Origin of the sequence: Actinacidiphila acididurans (assembly GCF_016918855.1) — a bacterium.
In the GTDB taxonomy this organism is placed as follows: domain Bacteria; phylum Actinomycetota; class Actinomycetes; order Streptomycetales; family Streptomycetaceae; genus Actinacidiphila; species Actinacidiphila acididurans.
Genome location: NZ_JADKYB010000013.1, coordinates 23,792 through 38,605, shown reverse-complemented (window position 1 = coordinate 38,605; position 14,814 = coordinate 23,792). Strand labels below are relative to the sequence as shown.

Sequence of the window (14,814 nt, the reverse complement as noted above, 5' to 3'; positions counted from 1 at the left end):
CGGGGCGTCGGCATGCCGATCCCCTGCGCGGTGGGTCGTTGCTCCCGGGGTCGTTGCTTGTGGGGTTGTTGCTCGGGGCTGCCGGTCAGCCGCCCGCGCCGGCCCGGCCCCAGTCCTGGCCCACCCGGGCCCATTCCCGCTCCCAGGACGCCATCCGGCGGCGCATCAGGCGCCACAGCACGACCCTGCGGGATATGAGCACCAGCCCGGCCGCCGAGGTCGCGGCGGCGGTGCCGGCCAGCACGGAATGGGTGGTCGCGGTCGCCGCGTCCAGCGGCGGCGGCACCAGGGCGCCCTTGTCGTCGGTCCACAGCATGATCCGGTCGGACTGCCAGACTTCGAGATCCACGGGGACCGCGGCGGTGTGCACCGAGTGGTCCGGCGCGGTCCAGCGCAGCCGCTCCCGGTGCCGCGGATCGGAGTCGGCGCCCGAGGACGAGCCGTGCCCGCCGGGCGGCGGCACCAGATGCGCGGTCACCAGCGTGCGCTCGGAGCGCTGGGAGCGCACCACCCGCTGGAGTGCCCGGTCCACCGCCTGGCCCGCCCACCAGCCGAACAGCGGCAGCAGGCACAGCACGACCACGGTGACCAGCCCCAGCCATGCCTCGACCAGGTCGGAGCGCCGGCGCAGCGGATTGCGCCGCCATCGCCATCCGAGCTTGCCGGTCCCTTCGCGACGACCCACCGACGGCCACCCCCTTCATGCGATGCCCTTCCGTCGGCGGCGCGAATCCCGCACGCCCGCGCCCCACGGGCCGCGGGCGTGACACGTCGCCGCCGTTACTCCACCGTGGTCAACGCATCGCCGACGCGCAGGGTTCCGGAATGCTCAGGAATCAGGTTCTGGCCGAAAAGCAGTTTCGTGCCGAAATTACGGTGCCGGGCCAGCGTCCGCAGCGGCTCGCCGCCGCGCCGCGCGCTGTCCTGGTCGTTGGTGGTCACCACGCAGCGCGCGCAGGGCTTGGCCACCCGGAAGAGGACCTCGCCGATCCGCACCTGCCGCCAGTCGTCCTCGGCCCATGCGCCGGTGCCGTCGATCACCACATTCGGCCGGAAACGGCTCATCGGCAGCGGCCCCTCGTGCGGCCGGTCGCCCTCGGCGATCCACTCGTTGAGGCGGTCCAGCGAGGCGGTGGTGGTGAGCAGCAGCGGGAAGCCGTCGGCCAGGCTCACCATGTCGCCGGGCCGCGACCAGTCCGGATCGATCGGCCGGCGCACCGCCGGGTCGTCCAGGTGGACCAGGCGCACCGGCAACCCGCCCAGGTAGTCCGCGAACCAGGCACCGGCCGCGTCGTCGGCGGGCAGCACGTCCACCTTGCCCGCGAAGATCCGCGCCGTCTCCAGCGGCGCCCAGCCGGGCACGGCCACCTCGGCCGGCGGCATTCCGGGCGCGGACAGCCGCAGGCTCCCGTCGGCCCCGGCCAGCGCGGTGACCAGCGCGAGGCGCGGCTCGTCCCGCTGAGTGACGACCCGCATGGTGCGCGTGTCGACCAGCGCCCAGCGGCGGTCCCCCGCGAGCCCCCACGGCTCCACGACCGCTTCCGGCGTACTGATCCCGCGCAACGACTTGACCGGGTACACGTGCAGCGCGCTCACTTCGGGCATGGTCATGCGACCATCCTCGCAGCCGCTGCCCGGCCGTCAGCCCTGGTAATAGCCCCCTTGCTGGGGCGGCTGCGCCCCCAGACCCAGATTGCGCCGCTGGTACGGCTCCTCCTGGTGACCGCCGGGCACCTGGCGCGGCGGCACCGGACGCGGCGGGACCGGACGGGCGGCCTCGTACCCCGCGGGCGACGGCTGCTGGCCGGGGCCCGGATAACCGCCCGCGTTGGGGTAGCCGTTGTAGCCGGGGGCCGGCGGCCGCTGCGGCAGGGGCTGCTGCTGCGGGATGTACGGGGCCGGCGGCTGCGGGTAGCCGCCCGCGTTCGGGTAGCCGCCGCCCGGCTGCTGCTGGTGCTGCTGTGGCTGCGGGTACTGGGGCGGCTGCTGCTGCGCGGAGGGCCCCGAAGGAAGCGCCGGAAGCGCGGGCAGGGCCGGGAGGTTGCTGCCGGATCCGTACGAGGTGTAGCTCCCCGAATCGTACGGAGTGTAGGCCGCGGGCACGCGGATGGGGGCGATCTGAGGCGTACCTCGTTCGGCGACGAGGCTGTCGTAGATCGGGGTGTCCGGAAAGGACGAGGAAGAAGGGTAGTAGCTGCCGGAGCCGCCACCATACGAGGCGCGGGGGGTGGTCATGAGCCATAAGTTAAGCCCACGATGTGGTCGTTGGGGAGACCGATCAGCAGGTTGTTTCGCGTGCGGGGAGTGGTCTAGGTGGCCAATACCGTCGAATCCCCGGAAACCGGTCGCCGTGCAGTGCTGTGATCAGGTAAAAGGCGTGCTTCGAAGGCGTTAAGCCCCGGTCGCCAATGGCCTGATGGTTCGTCACAAACCGGGGTCGGGGCGCGCATAGGTGCGGCCCTTCCAGGCCGCTCCCCGGCCGCGGTAGTGCTGCACCGCGGAATCGACGGTCATGCCGAGATAGAGCGCCGCCGTGTACGGCAGAACGGGCGCCAGCCACCACGGCTGCCCGTAGTAGCGCAGCATGGGCAGGTACGAGCCGGCCATCAGCGCCCAGGCCGCCAGCCCCAGGGCGGCGAGCGGCCACGCACCGGCCGCGGCGCCGCCGATCGCGGCCAGCGGCGGCACCAGGTACACCAGCGCCAGGCCCAGCACGGTGCCGGCCAGCAGGGTGGGGCTGTGCCGCAGTTGGGCGTAGGCGCTGCGGGACACCATCCGCCACAGTTCGCCGAGCCCGGGGTAGGGGCGGACGCTGTCCACCCGCTCGGCCAGGCCCAGCCAGATCCGCCCGCCCGAGCGCTTCACCGCCTTGGCCAGGGCCACGTCGTCGATCACGGACTGGCGGATCGCGTCCGGCACATCGGCCGCGGTGACCGCGGAGGAGCGGATCAGGACGCAGCCGCCCGCCGCGGCGGCGGTACGGGAGCGGGGCCGGTTGATCCACCGGAAGGGGTAGAGCTGGGCGAAGAAGTAGACGAAGGCCGGCACGATCAGCCGCTCCCAGCCGGTCTGCACCCGCAGCCGGGCCATCTGGGACACCATGTCCAGGCCGTTCTCGGCCGCGGCGGCGGTCAGGCCGCGCAGGCTGTCCGGGCGGTGCGCGATGTCGGCGTCGGTGAGCAGCAGGAACTCGGCGCCGGTGGTCTGCCGGGCCAGCTCGATGCCGTGCCGGACCGCCCACAGCTTGCCCGTCCAGCCCGCGGGCGGCTCGCCCGGCGAGGTCACGGTCAGCGGCAGCCCGCCGAGCCGGTCGGCGAGCTCCTTCGCGAGCTCACCGGTGCCGTCCGTGCTCCCGTCGTCCACCAGGAACACATGGGCCTGCCCCGGATACTCCTGGGCCAGCAGCGACGGCAGACTCACGCCGATCACCTCGGCCTCGTCCCGGGCCGGCACCACCACCGCCACGTCCGGCCACCGCTCCGGCTCGCCCTCGTGCCGCGGCAGCCGTACGTCCGTCCGCCAGAACATCCCCTGGGCGGCCACCAGCCACACCCACGCACCGAGGGCCACCCCGGCGATCACCGTCATCACGTCCACGCCCGCAGTCTGCACCACGCTGCGCGGGTGGCGGGCCGCACCACCCGCGTCTTCCGCTGCCGCGGCTTCTTTCCGGCTCGGGCACTTGTTCCGGGGGTCCGGTGGGTTCGGCACCGCCGGTCTTCGCCGTCCCGCTTCTCGCCGTCGCGGCGGAACGGGGGGAGGCGGCCTCCCCCCCCGGTCCCTTCGGCGTCCGGGTCGCTCCGGGGACGCTGTGTCCGGAGGCGGGGGTGAGGGGGCCGTAAGGTGGGCCGGGTGAAGATCGGGCTGGTGGACTCGGGGATCGGGCTGCTGCCCGCGGCGGCGGCGGTGCGCAGGGCGCGCGGGGACGCGGATCTGGTGCTGTCGGCGGACCCGGAGGGGATGCCGTGGGGGCCCAGGAGCGGGGCGGACGTGGCGCGCAGGGCGCTGGCGTGTGCGGAGGCCGCTGCGGCGCACGGGCTGGACGCGCTGATCGTCGCCTGCAACACCGCGTCGGTGCACGCGCTGTCGGTGCTGCGGGCCCGGTTCGAGCCGGACCTGCCGGTGATCGGGACGGTACCGGCGATCAAGCCGGCGGCGGCCGCGCACCGGGCGGTGGCGATCTGGGCCACGCCGGCGACCACGGGCAGCAGCTACCAACGGGGCCTGATCGCCGACTTCGGGAACGGTGCCGCGGTCACGGAGGTCCCGTGTCCTGGACTGGCGGACGCCGTGCAGAGCGGTGACGCCGAGGCCGTGGAGGCCGCGGTGAAGGCCGCGGCGGCGCTGACCCCGCGTGACGTGGGCGCCGTGGTGCTCGGCTGCACGCACTACGAACTCGTCGCCGACCGGATCGGCGCCGCGGTGCCGGGCGCGGTCCTGTACGGCTCCGCGGATGCGGTCGCCGCTCAGGTGCTGCGCCGGATCGCGGCGGGCCCGGCGGTGGAGGGCCGCAAAGGGGCCCTCGAGGTGATCCTCAGCGGGCACAAGGGGGAGCTTCCTGCGGCGGCGCTGACGTACTCCGAAGGTGCGGCTGTGGTGGCGTCCTCCGGAACGGCCTGAACCGCACCGGTGCCGTGGCGGCGTCCGATCGGTACCCTTCGTGCCATGACGCACCCTCCCCGGCCAGAGGCCCGCGCGCCACAGGAGTGGACGGGCCGGGCCCGCAACCGAGTGCAGTGGCTGCTCGCGGCAGCCGGTGGGGCCTGCCTGGCCCTGGGCATCCTGCTGGCCGTGAACGGGCCGGACACCTCGGGTCTGGCACCCTTGGTGATGTCGGTCGTCGGTTGCCTGGCGGTGGGCCTGCTGGTGCTGTTCGGCACCATCGCGTTCACCCATGTGCACGTACGTGTCGACCACGAAGCCGTGCTCGTGCGGTGCGGGCACATGGGACTGCCGCGCCGCCGTATCCCGCTCGACCAGGTGAGCGACTGCCGGGTCGCCCCGGTCGTCAGCCCCCGCACCTGGGGCGGTTGGGGCTACCGCTGGCGCCCCGACAAGGGCACCGCCGTGGTGGTGCGCCGCGGCCCGGGCCTGGTGATCGACCTGCCCGGCGGCCACCGCTTCACCGTCACGGTGGACGATCCGGAAGGCGCGGCCCAGGTCATCCGGTCCCTCGTCCGGCTCCGTACCCGCCCCTCCGGCCGGGCGTGACACCCTTCACCCGGTAACACCCGTACGCCATGGACGGCGGTCCTCACCCGCCCCCGTACGTCGCCTCGTGTCACCCGTCCGGCCGTACCCCCTCGTCCGTCAGCGGCCGGGCCGTCGCCACTCCCGCCAGAAATCCCGCCGCCGTGACCACGGCATGCGGGCGCCACTGTGTTTCGGGTCACCGTAACGGGTGACTCGCCCGGTTGTGGACAGGTTGTGCGTGGGGTTTGTCCATGCTGTGAAACGTGATGCGGATGTGGCGTTCACGCGCCGTCTCGTAGGCTCTGGTCATGGCGATCCCCAAGTTCATCCAGGACATCCGCGCCAAGGCGGGGGACACCCTGCTCTTCCTGCCGGGTGTCGTGATGGTGGTCTTCGACGGCCGCGGCCGGGTCCTGCTCAACCAGCGCACCGACACCGGGCGGTGGGCACTCGTCAGCGGCATCCCGGACCCCGGCGAGCAGCCGGCCGAGGCCGCGGTGCGCGAGATCATGGAGGAGACCGGCGTGTCCGCGGTCGTGGAGCGGGTGCTGAGCGTCTTCACCAACGAGCCGGTGGTGTACCCCAACGGCGACCACGCCCAGTACATCGACATTGTGCTGCGCTGCCGCGCGGTCGGCGGCCAGGCCCGGGTGAACGACGACGAGTCGCTGGACGTGCGGTGGTTCGCGCTGGACGAGCTGCCGCCGCTGGGCCCGATCGCCCGCGGCCGGATCGAGCTGGCGCTGCGCGAGGACCCCACCTGGTTCGCGCCCGCGCCGGCGCCCGGCCTGGACCCCGGCTTCCCGGTGCCGTGAACCTGAATTTCGTGGCCTCGTCCACTTGTTGCAGCTAAACCCTTTGAAATTTACGTGAGTTCTCTGATGGGATGCCGCTGCCCAGGCGCTCCCGGCCCGCGCCCGGGGCACGGCCCCCGTCGAGAGGACTCCGGTGTCGGACATCGAGGACACGAGCGCGGACCCAACCGCCGACACGGCCGCGGACTCGAGCCGCGCCGCGGCAGCCGGCTCCGACGGCGCGCCCGAAGCGGGGCCACGGGGCCGACCCCGCGCCGCCGACCGGGACGTACTGATCGAGGCGGCCGGCCTGCGCAAGGTGCACGCCGCCCGCGGCGCGGGCGCCCCCACCGAGGCGGTGGCCGGCATCGACTTCACCGTCCGCCGCGGCGAGGCGTTCGGCTTCCTCGGCCCCAACGGCGCCGGAAAATCCACCACGATGCGCATGATCGGCTGCGTCTCACCGGTCTCGGGCGGCCGGCTGACCGTGCTCGGCATGGACGCCGCCGCCCAGGGCCCGGCCATCCGCGCCCGCATCGGCTCGGTCCCGCAGGACGACACCCTGGACACCGAACTGACGGTGCGGGAGAACCTGCTGGTGTACGGCCGCTACTTCGGCCTGACCCGCGCGGTGATCAAGGAGCGCACCGAACGGCTGCTGGACTTCGCGCGCCTGGCCGACAAGGCCGGCGAACAGGTCGAGGCGCTGTCCGGCGGCATGCGGCGCCGGCTGACCATCGCCCGCTCGCTGATCAACCAGCCGGAGATCCTGCTGCTCGACGAGCCCACCACCGGCCTCGACCCGCAGGCCCGGCACCTGCTGTGGGAGCGGCTGTTCCGGCTCAAGAGCCAAGGCGTCACCCTGCTGCTGACCACCCACTACATGGACGAGGCCGAACAACTCTGCGACCGGCTGGTGGTCATGGACCACGGCCTGATCGTCGCCGAGGGCACCCCGCAGGAGCTGATCCGCCGCCACTGCACCCGCGAGGTGCTGGAATTGCGCTTCGCCCCGCCCGAGCGGCCCGGTGAGCAGGCCGGCGAGCGCGGCGACGAGAAGGGCGCTGATCAGCACGGCGACCGGCGCGCGCGAGGTCCCGCCGAACCGGCGCCCGAACCCGCCGTCGCTTCCGCCGGCCCCGCCGCCCGGCCCACCGGCTCCGGCCGCGCCACCGACCCCGATGTCACCGCCCTCGCCGACCTCGGCGACCGCGTCGAAGTGCTGCCGGACCGTGTGCTGCTCTACGCCGACGACGGCGAGGCCGCGCTGGCCGCCGTCCACCGGCGCGGCATCCAGCCGCTCACCGCGCTGGTCCGCCGGGCCGGCCTGGAGGACGTCTTCCTCACCCTGACCGGCCGGACCCTGGTGGACTGACATGACCGCCGCGCTCCCGACTCCCGGGACCACCCCCGAAGCCGCCCCCGGAACCACCCCCGCCACGGCCCCCGCCCCCGATCCGGCACCGGACCGCCCGACGCCGCTCGACACCTGGGTCGCCCGCGTCCCCGCCTTGCGTGAATTCGGCTACTGGATGCGCCGCTACCGCAGGATCTGGCGCGGCTCGGTGGTGATCAGCGTCGTCAACCCGCTGCTGTTCCTGGCCGCGCTGGGCGGCGGACTGGGCAAACTGGTCGACGCCCACCACAGCGGCCACCTGGCCGGCACCCCGTACCTGGACTTCCTCGCGCCCGGGCTGCTGGCCGCCTCCGCCATGCAGAACGCCTTCGTCGAAGGCGCGTTCCCCGTCTTCCAGTCGGCCCGCGCGCAGGGCAACTACCCGGCCGCCGCGGCCACCGCGATGCGCCCCGGCGACATCCTCGCCGGGCACCTGCTCTTCGTCGTCTTCCGGATCCTGACCAGCGGTGCCCTCTTCCTGGCGGTGACGGTCGCCTTCGGCGTGACCGGGCCGGGCCGGGCGCTGCTCACCCTGGGGCCGGTGCTGCTCACCGGAACCGCGTTCGCCATGCCGCTGGTCGCATGGTCGATCACCGTGGAGCGGCCCAGCCGGATCAACGGTGTCTACCGCTTCGTGCTGATGCCGCTCTACATGTTCTCCGGCACCTTCTTCCCCGCCTCCCAACTGCCGGGAGCGCTGCGGACGGTGGCCGCCTGCACCCCGCTCTACCAGGGCGTCGAGCTGACCCGGCACACCGCGCTCGGCACCGCCGGGACCGCTGCCAGTGCCGTGCACACCGGCTACCTGCTCACCCTCACCCTCACCGGAATCGTCCTCGCCCGCCGGGGCTACACCCGGCGGCTGCACCGCTGACCGAGCCGAAGCAGAAGGAGACCGCCGTGCTCACCGTGCTGCTCCGCCGGCCGCGTACCCCGAACGCCACCACCGGCGCCGCGGGCGCCGCCGCCCTGGTCGAACGCAACCTCACCATCTACCGCCACACCTGGTACCTGCTGCTCGCCGAGATCTTCGAGCCGGTGCTGTACCTGCTGTCCATGGGCGTCGGCATCGGCGCCCTGGTCGGCCACGTGCCCGGCCTCGGCGACCCCTCCGTCGGCTATGTGGAGTACGTCGCGCCCGCGCTGCTGGCCACCGCGGCGATGAACGGCGCCATGAACGAGACCACGTTCAACATGTACGCCAAGCTCAAGGTGCTGCGTACGTACGACTCGATCCTGGCCACCCCGCTGGGGGTGCGGGACGTGGCGCTCGGCGAGGTGCTGTGGGCGCTGCTGCGCGGCACCGTGGTGGCCATCGTGTTCGCGGCCGTCGTCGCCTGCGCCGGGCTGGTCCACTCCGCCTGGGCCGCGCTGATCGTGCCGGGCGCGCTGCTGATCGGCTTCGCCTTCGCCGCCGCGGGCCTGGCCGTGGTCACGTACCTGCGCGACTGGCAGGACTTCCAGCTCATCCAGCTCGTCATGCTGCCGATGTTCCTGTTCGCCACCACCTTCTACCCGCTGGGCGTGTACGCCCGGCCGGTGCAGATCGGCGTCGAGTGCCTGCCGCTCTACCAGAGCATCGAACTCGTCCGGGAGCCCTCGCTCGGCGTGATGGACGTGCGGGTCGCCGTGGCCGCCGGGTACCTCCTGGCCTTCGGCCTGCTCTCCACCGCCCTGGCGCTGCGCCGCCTGGAGCGCACCCTCGTCTCCTGACCGCCCGCGCCCTGAGCCTGCGTCGAGTCGCCGCCGAGCGGCACCGGGGACCGTGGTTCGACACGAGCCGCAGCACCTGCGACGCACCCCTCACCGCGGGCGGCCGTACGGATCACCGCGCGGACCGTACGGACCCGATGTCACACCCCGGGCCGCCGCGCACCTCCAGGGGGCATGGAGCCGGGCGTCGCAGGGCTGCGGCGCACCGAGCCCGCAAGCTCGCAAGGAGGAACTGTGAACAAGGTGCGGGGCAACCCGTGGGCGATCCTGACGGTGCTGTCCGTCGGGTTCTTCATGACGCTTCTCGACCTGACGATCGTCAACATCGCCATCCCCGACATGGTCGACCACCTGGACGCGTCGCTCGACGAGATCCTGTGGATCACCAACGCCTACACCCTGGCGCTGGCCGTGCTGATGATCACCTTCGGCCGGCTCGGCGACCTGATCGGCAAGAAGAACCTGTTCGTCTACGGCGTGGCGCTGTTCACCCTGGCCAGCCTGGCCTGCGGGCTGTCCGGCGATGCCGCCGTGCTGATCGGCTTCCGGGCCGTCCAGGGGGTGGGCGCGGCGATGCTGCTGCCGCAGACCCTCTCGATGATCGTCGACGTCTTCCCGGCCGAGAAGCGCGGGGCGGCGCTCGGCGTCTGGGGCGTCGTCGCCGGGGTGTCCGGCGCGGCCGGCCCGACCGTCGGCGGCGTCCTGGTCTCCGACCTGGGCTGGCGCTGGATCTTCTTCGTCAATGTGCCGCTCGGCGTGCTCGCCGTGGCCGGCGCGGTGCTCTGGATCCCGCCGGCCACCCGGCAGGTCCGGCACCGGTTCGACCTGACCGGCGTCGCGCTGTCCTCGGTGGCGCTCTTCCTGCTGTCCTTCGCGCTCATCGAGGGCCAGAAGTACAGCTGGGACGCCGGGATCTGGGCCACCATCGGCGCCGCCGCCGTGGTCGGCGCGGTCTTCCTGGGCCACCAGCGCCGCCGCCAGGACGGGGAGCCGCTGGTGCCGTTCTCCCTGTTCCGGGACCGCAACTTCACGCTGATGAACGCGGTGGGCATCGCCATCACCTTCGGCGTGGTGGGCCTGTTCCTGCCGATCACCGTCTACCTCCAGTCGGTGCTCGGCTACAGCGCGGTCAAGGCCGGGGTGATCCTGCTGCCGCTGTCCATCGGCTCCTTCGTCACCGCCGGCCCGGCCACGGTCCTGGCCGACCGGGTCGGCGGCCGGTGGGTCCTGTTCACCGGACTCGCGATGTTCGGCGGCGGGCTGGCCTGGATCATGGCGATCGCCGACGCGGGCGGGAGCTGGACCGGAGTGATCGCGCCGCTGTTCGTCATGGGCCTGGGTACGGGCTGCACCTTCTCGCCGATGGCCGGCGAGGTCATGCGCAACGTGCCGCCCCGGCTCACCGGCGCCGCCTCCGGCGTCAACAACGCGCTGCGGCAGGTCGGTTCGGTGCTGGCCGGCGCGGTCATCGGCGCGGTGCTCCAGGGCCGGCTGGCCGCCTCCCTGAAGGACCAGGCCGCCCGGTACGCCGGCGACGTGCCGGCCCCGTACCGCGACGGCTTCCTGCGCGGTTTCGACCACGCCGGCAAGCACTTGGCCGTGGCCGGGAACACCTCCGGCAGCACCCTGCCCCGCGGGGTCCCGGCCGGTGTCGCCCAGCGCGTGCAGGACACCGGCCGTACGGTCTTCGGCCACGCCTTCGTCGACGCCATGCACCCCACCCTGCTGGTCGGCGTGGCCGTGCTCGCCGTCGGCGCCCTGTCCTGCCTGTTCGTGACGAAGTCCGACGGCGCCTCCGCCAACCCGCACGGCCTGCCGCTGCCGGACCAGCACGCCGTGGCCGACGACAGCGCGGCGCCCGTGCACGGCTAGCCACCCGGCGCCCACCACGGCGAGCACGCCGCCCGCGCGGGCACCCGTACCCCGTACCCCGCGGGATGCGCGTGCCCGCCGCCGCGCCTACCGTGGTGGCGAGCGCGGATTCCCGAGGGGACTGTCCGTCATGGCCGAAACACAGTACGACATCGCCGTCAACGAAGCCCTCGAACGGCTGGACCGCGGCCACGCCGGGTTCTTCCTGGGCCACGGCAACACGTTGCGCGGCTTCGCCCTCCACGCCCCGATGGGCGCCGAGGCCCTGGCCACCCTCGGCCACGGCGACCTGGTGCCCGGCTGGGTGGACCGGTACGCCGCCTCCCGCGGGCTGGGCGCGCTGCCGGACCTGGTCGCCCCGATCGATCCCGCGGACCCGGCGGCCTGGCGTGCGGCGCTGGGGGAGACCCGGCGGCTGGCCGACTGGGCGGCGCTCTTCCGCCGCGAGATCGAGGCCCTGGGCTGGCGGCAGACGCTGGCCACCTGGTGGCCGCGGCTGACCCCCGGGATGCTGGCCGGGCTCACCCACGGCCTGATCCGTACCGCCCACGCGGTCCGGTCCGTCGCCGCCGCGGACACCCCGAGCCGGTACCAGCTCGACGAGCTCGCCAACGGCCTGGCATTCTGGGCCGGGCTCCACCAGTCGCCGCAGAGCGCCGCCTCCCGCGGTGCCAAGGCGGTCGGCGCGGTACGGACCCTCGGCCGCCGGACCCCCGGCAGGCTGTTCGCCGCGGCCGACGCCGCGCTGGACACCTCCGTGGACGCCGCGCTCGCCGAACTCACCGCCATCGGCGCCGGCCGCTACACGACCATCGGCCGCGGCAACCCGGTGCCGGCCGTCCACACCGTGACCGCGCCCGCGGCGCTGCGCATGGTGCTGCCGTACCTGCCCGCCGAATACGCCCGCCCCTCCTACGACGCGGTCCGCGACGTCAGCGCCACCCTGCTGAACATCTTCACCGCCTCCGACCGGCGTGAGCCGGCCACTCCCGCGGTGGACGGGGACGACCCGCAGGTGCGGCGGCGCACTCTGGAGCGGGCGGTGGAGCTGGGCGACGAGCACGCGATCAAGGTCTCCGAGGCGGCCCGGCGGGAGTACGCCGACCACCCCGATCCGCGGTTGTTCGCGGCCGCCCACCACGCCTGCGACCTGCTCGGCGCGCCGCCAGGCTGAGGGGCCCGTGAACCGGCCGGCGTACCGGCCCGGGACCCCCCCGAAGACCCGTCATACTGCCTCTGGCCAGGGGACTTTGTCAGTGCTTGGCGGTAAAATCGAAGTGTTCGAAAGGGTTGGCCGACGCCTGTGGAGGAAGCCGATGGCCGCTGCCGTACTGCCCCTGCCGAAGACCCGCCCGACTCAGTTGACACTGCCGGTCCAGCCGGCCCCGATGCCCAAGAAGCCGCTTCCCGCCGGACTGCCGCGCGAGTGGTACATCGCGCACAACCGCCGGCTGAAGACGATGCGGCTGACCATCGCCCTGCTCGACTCGGGCGTCTACGAGCCGGCCCGGGCCGGCAACGCCGTGATCCGCGCCACCGCCGCCCGTATCGGTGTCCACCCGCCGTCCGACATCACCTGCCGCATGGTCAGGGCACTGCTGCAGTACGGCCGCTGAGCCGTGCCGATGTCGTGCCGGCCGCCGAGGCGACGGCCGGCACGACATCGGCGAGCACGACCCGGGGGCACGCCCGGGGGAGCGGATCAGGTCTTGCGGTAGCTGTACGCCTCCTCGGCCGCCGCCGCGACCGTGTCGAGGTCCGCGCCCGCGGAGGCGGAGACCACCGCCGCTACCGCGCCCTCCAGGAAAGGGGCGTCCACCAGCCGCGAGTTCGCCGGCAGTTCCTCGTCGGCGAGCAGCGCCTTGACCGTCAGGACGGCACTGCCCAGGTCGGCGATCACCGCCACGCCCGCGCCGCGGTCCACCGAACGGGCGGCGGCGGCGATCAGGTCGGAACTGGTGCCCAGGCCCCCGTCGGGCCCGCCGCCCGCGGGCGCCACCGGCACGTCGGCCGCCCCGCCGGTCAGCCCGGCGGACAGCTCCGCGACCGCGGCGGCCACCGACGCGCTGTGCGAGACCAGCACCACTCCGACAAGCGGGGCCCGCCCTGAGGCGGGTCCCGGAGCGGCCGGATCGCTGGGGTACGTCATGCCGCCTCCTGTGCGGTCTGCGCGAGCGCCGCGATCAGCAGCGCCGACGAGGTCGCCCCCGGGTCCTGGTGGCCGATGCTGCGGTCACCCAGATAGCTGGCCCGGCCCTTGCGGGCGCGCAGCGGGATCGTCGCCTTCGCGCCGTCCTCGGCCGCCTGCGCCGCCGCGGCCAGCACCTCTGCCAGCGAGCCGCCGGCGTCCAGCGCCCCGGACAGCGCGTCGATCGCCGGCAGCAGCGCGTCCAGCATGGTCTTGTCCTCGGGCACCGCGCCGCCGAGCTGCGCCACCCCGTCCACGCCGGCCCGCAGCGCGTCCCGTAGCTGAGCGGCGGTCACCGTCGGCTCGTCGCCCAGCGACTTGCCCGCGCGCCGCAGCAGCGTCCCGTACAGCGGCCCGGACGCGCCGCCGACCGTACTGATCAGTTGCCGTCCCACCGCGACCAGGACGGCCCCCGGGGTGTCCGGGGGCTCCTGCTCGACGGCGGTGCGCGCGGCCCGGAAGCCGCGCCGCATGTTGCCGCCGTGGTCGGCGTCGCCGATGGGGGAGTCGAGCTCGGTGAGGTGGTCGGCCTCGCGCTCTATCGACTCGGTCGCCGTGCCGAGCCAGCGCCGCAGGAAGTCCGCATCGACGGCGGAACCGGTGGGGGCGTTCATACCGTGGCCTTTCAGCAAGGGGAAGGGGAGGTCGGCTCAGCAGCCCCAGCGCAGCGCCGGAGTGGCGACCGGCGCGTCCCACAACCGCAGCAGTTCCTCGTCGACCTGGCAGATCGTCACCGATGCGCCCGCCATGTCCAGTGAGGTCACATAGTTGCCGACGAGACTACGGGCCACCGGCACCTGACGCTGGGCCAGTACCCGGTGCACCTCGGCGGCGAAACCGTACAGCTCCAGCAGCGGGGTCGCGCCCATCCCGTTGACCAGCAGCAGCACCGGGCCGTCCGGCCGCAGGTCGTCCACCACCGCGTCCACCGCGAAGTCCGCGATCTCGCCCGAGGTCATCATGCCGCGCCGCTCCCGGCCCGGCTCGCCGTGGATGCCGATGCCCAGCTCCAGCTCGCCGTCCGGCAGGTCGAAGGTCGGGCCGCCCTTGGCCGGAGTGGTGACCGCGCTGAGCGCCACGCCGAAGGTCCGGGACATCTCGTTGACCTGATGGGCTATCGCGGCCACCCGGTCCAGCGGCGCGCCCTCCTCGGCCGCGGCGCCGGCGATCTTCTCCACGAACAGCGTGGCCCCGGTCCCGCGCCGCCCCGCCGTGTAGAGGCTGTCGGTTACCGCCACGTCGTCGTTGACCAGCACCTTCGCCACCTGCACGCCCTCGTCCTCGGCGAGCTCGGCGGCCATGTCGAAGTTGAGCACGTCGCCGGTGTAGTTCTTGACGACGAACAGCACCCCGGCGCCGCTGTCCACCGCGGCCGCCGCCCGCAGCATCTGGTCCGGCACCGGCGAGGTGAACACCTCCCCGGGACAGGCCGCCGTGAGCATTCCCCGGCCCACGAAGCCGCCGTGCAGCGGCTCGTGCCCCGACCCGCCGCCGGACACCAGGGCGACCTTCCCCTCGTAGGGGACGCCCTTGCGCATGACCACCCGGTGCTCGACGTCCACCGTCAGGTCCGGGTAGGTCACGGACATCCCGCGCAGGGCGTCCGCGACCACGGTCTCGGGGACGTTGATCAGCATCCTCATGGGTTCCTCCTGGTA

At 73.6% G+C, this 14,814-nt stretch carries 16 protein-coding genes; 9 read left to right on the top strand and 7 right to left on the bottom strand.

The features are described from left to right. Window positions 1-85: 85 nt before the first annotated feature. The 4 genes from ITX44_RS23395 to ITX44_RS23380 all read right to left on the bottom strand — a co-directional run bounded on the left by ITX44_RS23395 (window position 86) and on the right by ITX44_RS23380 (window position 3,588). Entirely contained in the window at window positions 86-685 is a 600-nt protein-coding gene (locus tag ITX44_RS23395) for an Rv1733c family protein (protein ID WP_205359303.1), read from the bottom strand. A gap of 95 nt (window positions 686-780) precedes the next feature. Then, window positions 781-1,611: an MOSC domain-containing protein gene (locus ITX44_RS23390; protein ID WP_205359302.1), complete on the bottom strand. Its 831-nt coding sequence runs from the start codon at window positions 1,609-1,611 to the stop codon at window positions 781-783. Between the two features lie 30 nt (window positions 1,612-1,641). Next, window positions 1,642-2,235 (bottom strand): DUF6643 family protein, encoded by a 594-nt coding sequence (locus ITX44_RS23385; protein WP_205359301.1) that lies wholly within the window; start codon window positions 2,233-2,235, stop codon window positions 1,642-1,644. Between the two features lie 189 nt (window positions 2,236-2,424). Continuing rightward, complete coding sequence (locus ITX44_RS23380) at window positions 2,425-3,588, bottom strand: glycosyltransferase (protein ID WP_205359506.1); 1,164 nt, start codon at window positions 3,586-3,588, stop codon at window positions 2,425-2,427. A 264-nt stretch (window positions 3,589-3,852) separates the two neighbouring features. On the opposite strand from ITX44_RS23380, the gene ITX44_RS23375 reads away from it, so the two are divergent. From ITX44_RS23375 to ITX44_RS23330, 9 genes are all read left to right on the top strand, one after another. Next, window positions 3,853-4,620 carry a glutamate racemase gene (locus ITX44_RS23375; protein WP_205359300.1) on the top strand — a complete coding sequence of 256 codons (768 nt, stop codon included), beginning with the start codon at window positions 3,853-3,855 and terminating at the stop codon, window positions 4,618-4,620. A 45-nt stretch (window positions 4,621-4,665) separates the two neighbouring features. Continuing rightward, a complete protein-coding gene (locus ITX44_RS23370; RefSeq protein WP_205359299.1) occupies window positions 4,666-5,211 on the top strand; it encodes a hypothetical protein in 546 nt (181 codons plus the stop codon). A gap of 290 nt (window positions 5,212-5,501) precedes the next feature. Next, entirely contained in the window at window positions 5,502-6,008 is a 507-nt protein-coding gene (locus ITX44_RS23365) for an NUDIX hydrolase (RefSeq protein WP_205359298.1), read from the top strand. A 133-nt stretch (window positions 6,009-6,141) separates the two neighbouring features. Next, window positions 6,142-7,362, top strand: coding sequence for an ABC transporter ATP-binding protein (locus ITX44_RS42270; RefSeq protein WP_443609511.1), 1,221 nt, complete (start codon window positions 6,142-6,144; stop codon window positions 7,360-7,362). A gap of 1 nt (window position 7,363) precedes the next feature. Continuing rightward, on the top strand, window positions 7,364-8,257 hold the full coding sequence (locus tag ITX44_RS23350) for an ABC transporter permease (protein ID WP_265934284.1): 894 nt from the start codon (window positions 7,364-7,366) through the stop codon (window positions 8,255-8,257). A 26-nt stretch (window positions 8,258-8,283) separates the two neighbouring features. Continuing rightward, window positions 8,284-9,096, top strand: coding sequence for an ABC transporter permease (locus ITX44_RS23345; protein ID WP_307795451.1), 813 nt, complete (start codon window positions 8,284-8,286; stop codon window positions 9,094-9,096). 234 nt (window positions 9,097-9,330) lie between these two features. Next, window positions 9,331-10,968 (top strand): MFS transporter, encoded by a 1,638-nt coding sequence (locus tag ITX44_RS23340; protein ID WP_307795450.1) that lies wholly within the window; start codon window positions 9,331-9,333, stop codon window positions 10,966-10,968. 130 nt (window positions 10,969-11,098) lie between these two features. Next, window positions 11,099-12,142 (top strand): questin oxidase family protein, encoded by a 1,044-nt coding sequence (locus ITX44_RS23335; RefSeq protein ID WP_205359296.1) that lies wholly within the window; start codon window positions 11,099-11,101, stop codon window positions 12,140-12,142. 142 nt (window positions 12,143-12,284) lie between these two features. After that, window positions 12,285-12,584 carry a hypothetical protein gene (locus ITX44_RS23330; RefSeq protein WP_372440975.1) on the top strand — a complete coding sequence of 100 codons (300 nt, stop codon included), beginning with the start codon at window positions 12,285-12,287 and terminating at the stop codon, window positions 12,582-12,584. Between the two features lie 86 nt (window positions 12,585-12,670). Here ITX44_RS23330 and ITX44_RS23325 read toward each other — a convergent pair whose 3' ends face one another. The 3 genes from ITX44_RS23325 to dhaK are packed head-to-tail and all read right to left on the bottom strand — an operon-like array spanning window position 12,671 to window position 14,799. Beyond that, entirely contained in the window at window positions 12,671-13,117 is a 447-nt protein-coding gene (locus tag ITX44_RS23325) for a PTS sugar transporter subunit IIA domain-containing protein (RefSeq protein ID WP_205359295.1), read from the bottom strand. Further along, a complete protein-coding gene (gene dhaL, locus ITX44_RS23320) occupies window positions 13,114-13,770 on the bottom strand; it encodes a dihydroxyacetone kinase subunit DhaL (protein ID WP_205359294.1) in 657 nt (218 codons plus the stop codon). The genes ITX44_RS23325 and dhaL overlap by 4 nt, the downstream gene beginning before the upstream one ends. 36 nt (window positions 13,771-13,806) lie before the next feature. Beyond that, entirely contained in the window at window positions 13,807-14,799 is a 993-nt protein-coding gene (gene dhaK / locus ITX44_RS23315) for a dihydroxyacetone kinase subunit DhaK (protein WP_205359293.1), read from the bottom strand. Between the last annotated feature and the right edge of the window lie 15 nt (window positions 14,800-14,814).

Bases quoted from the DNA above. Each gene is read 5' to 3' on its own strand.
- ITX44_RS23380 (WP_205359506.1), bottom strand. From the start codon at position 3,588: ATGACGGTGATCGCCGGGGTGGCCCTCGGTGCGTGGGTGTGGCTGGTG.
- ITX44_RS23350 (WP_265934284.1), top strand. From the start codon at position 7,364: ATGACCGCCGCGCTCCCGACTCCCGGGACCACCCCCGAAGCCGCCCCC.
- ITX44_RS23385 (WP_205359301.1), bottom strand. From the start codon at position 2,235: ATGACCACCCCCCGCGCCTCGTATGGTGGCGGCTCCGGCAGCTACTAC.
- ITX44_RS23365 (WP_205359298.1), top strand. From the start codon at position 5,502: ATGGCGATCCCCAAGTTCATCCAGGACATCCGCGCCAAGGCGGGGGAC.
- dhaL (WP_205359294.1), bottom strand. From the start codon at position 13,770: ATGAACGCCCCCACCGGTTCCGCCGTCGATGCGGACTTCCTGCGGCGC.
- ITX44_RS23330 (WP_372440975.1), top strand. From the start codon at position 12,285: ATGGCCGCTGCCGTACTGCCCCTGCCGAAGACCCGCCCGACTCAGTTG.
- ITX44_RS23390 (WP_205359302.1), bottom strand. From the start codon at position 1,611: ATGACCATGCCCGAAGTGAGCGCGCTGCACGTGTACCCGGTCAAGTCG.
- dhaK (WP_205359293.1), bottom strand. From the start codon at position 14,799: ATGAGGATGCTGATCAACGTCCCCGAGACCGTGGTCGCGGACGCCCTG.
- ITX44_RS23335 (WP_205359296.1), top strand. From the start codon at position 11,099: ATGGCCGAAACACAGTACGACATCGCCGTCAACGAAGCCCTCGAACGG.
- ITX44_RS23370 (WP_205359299.1), top strand. From the start codon at position 4,666: ATGACGCACCCTCCCCGGCCAGAGGCCCGCGCGCCACAGGAGTGGACG.
- ITX44_RS23325 (WP_205359295.1), bottom strand. From the start codon at position 13,117: ATGACGTACCCCAGCGATCCGGCCGCTCCGGGACCCGCCTCAGGGCGG.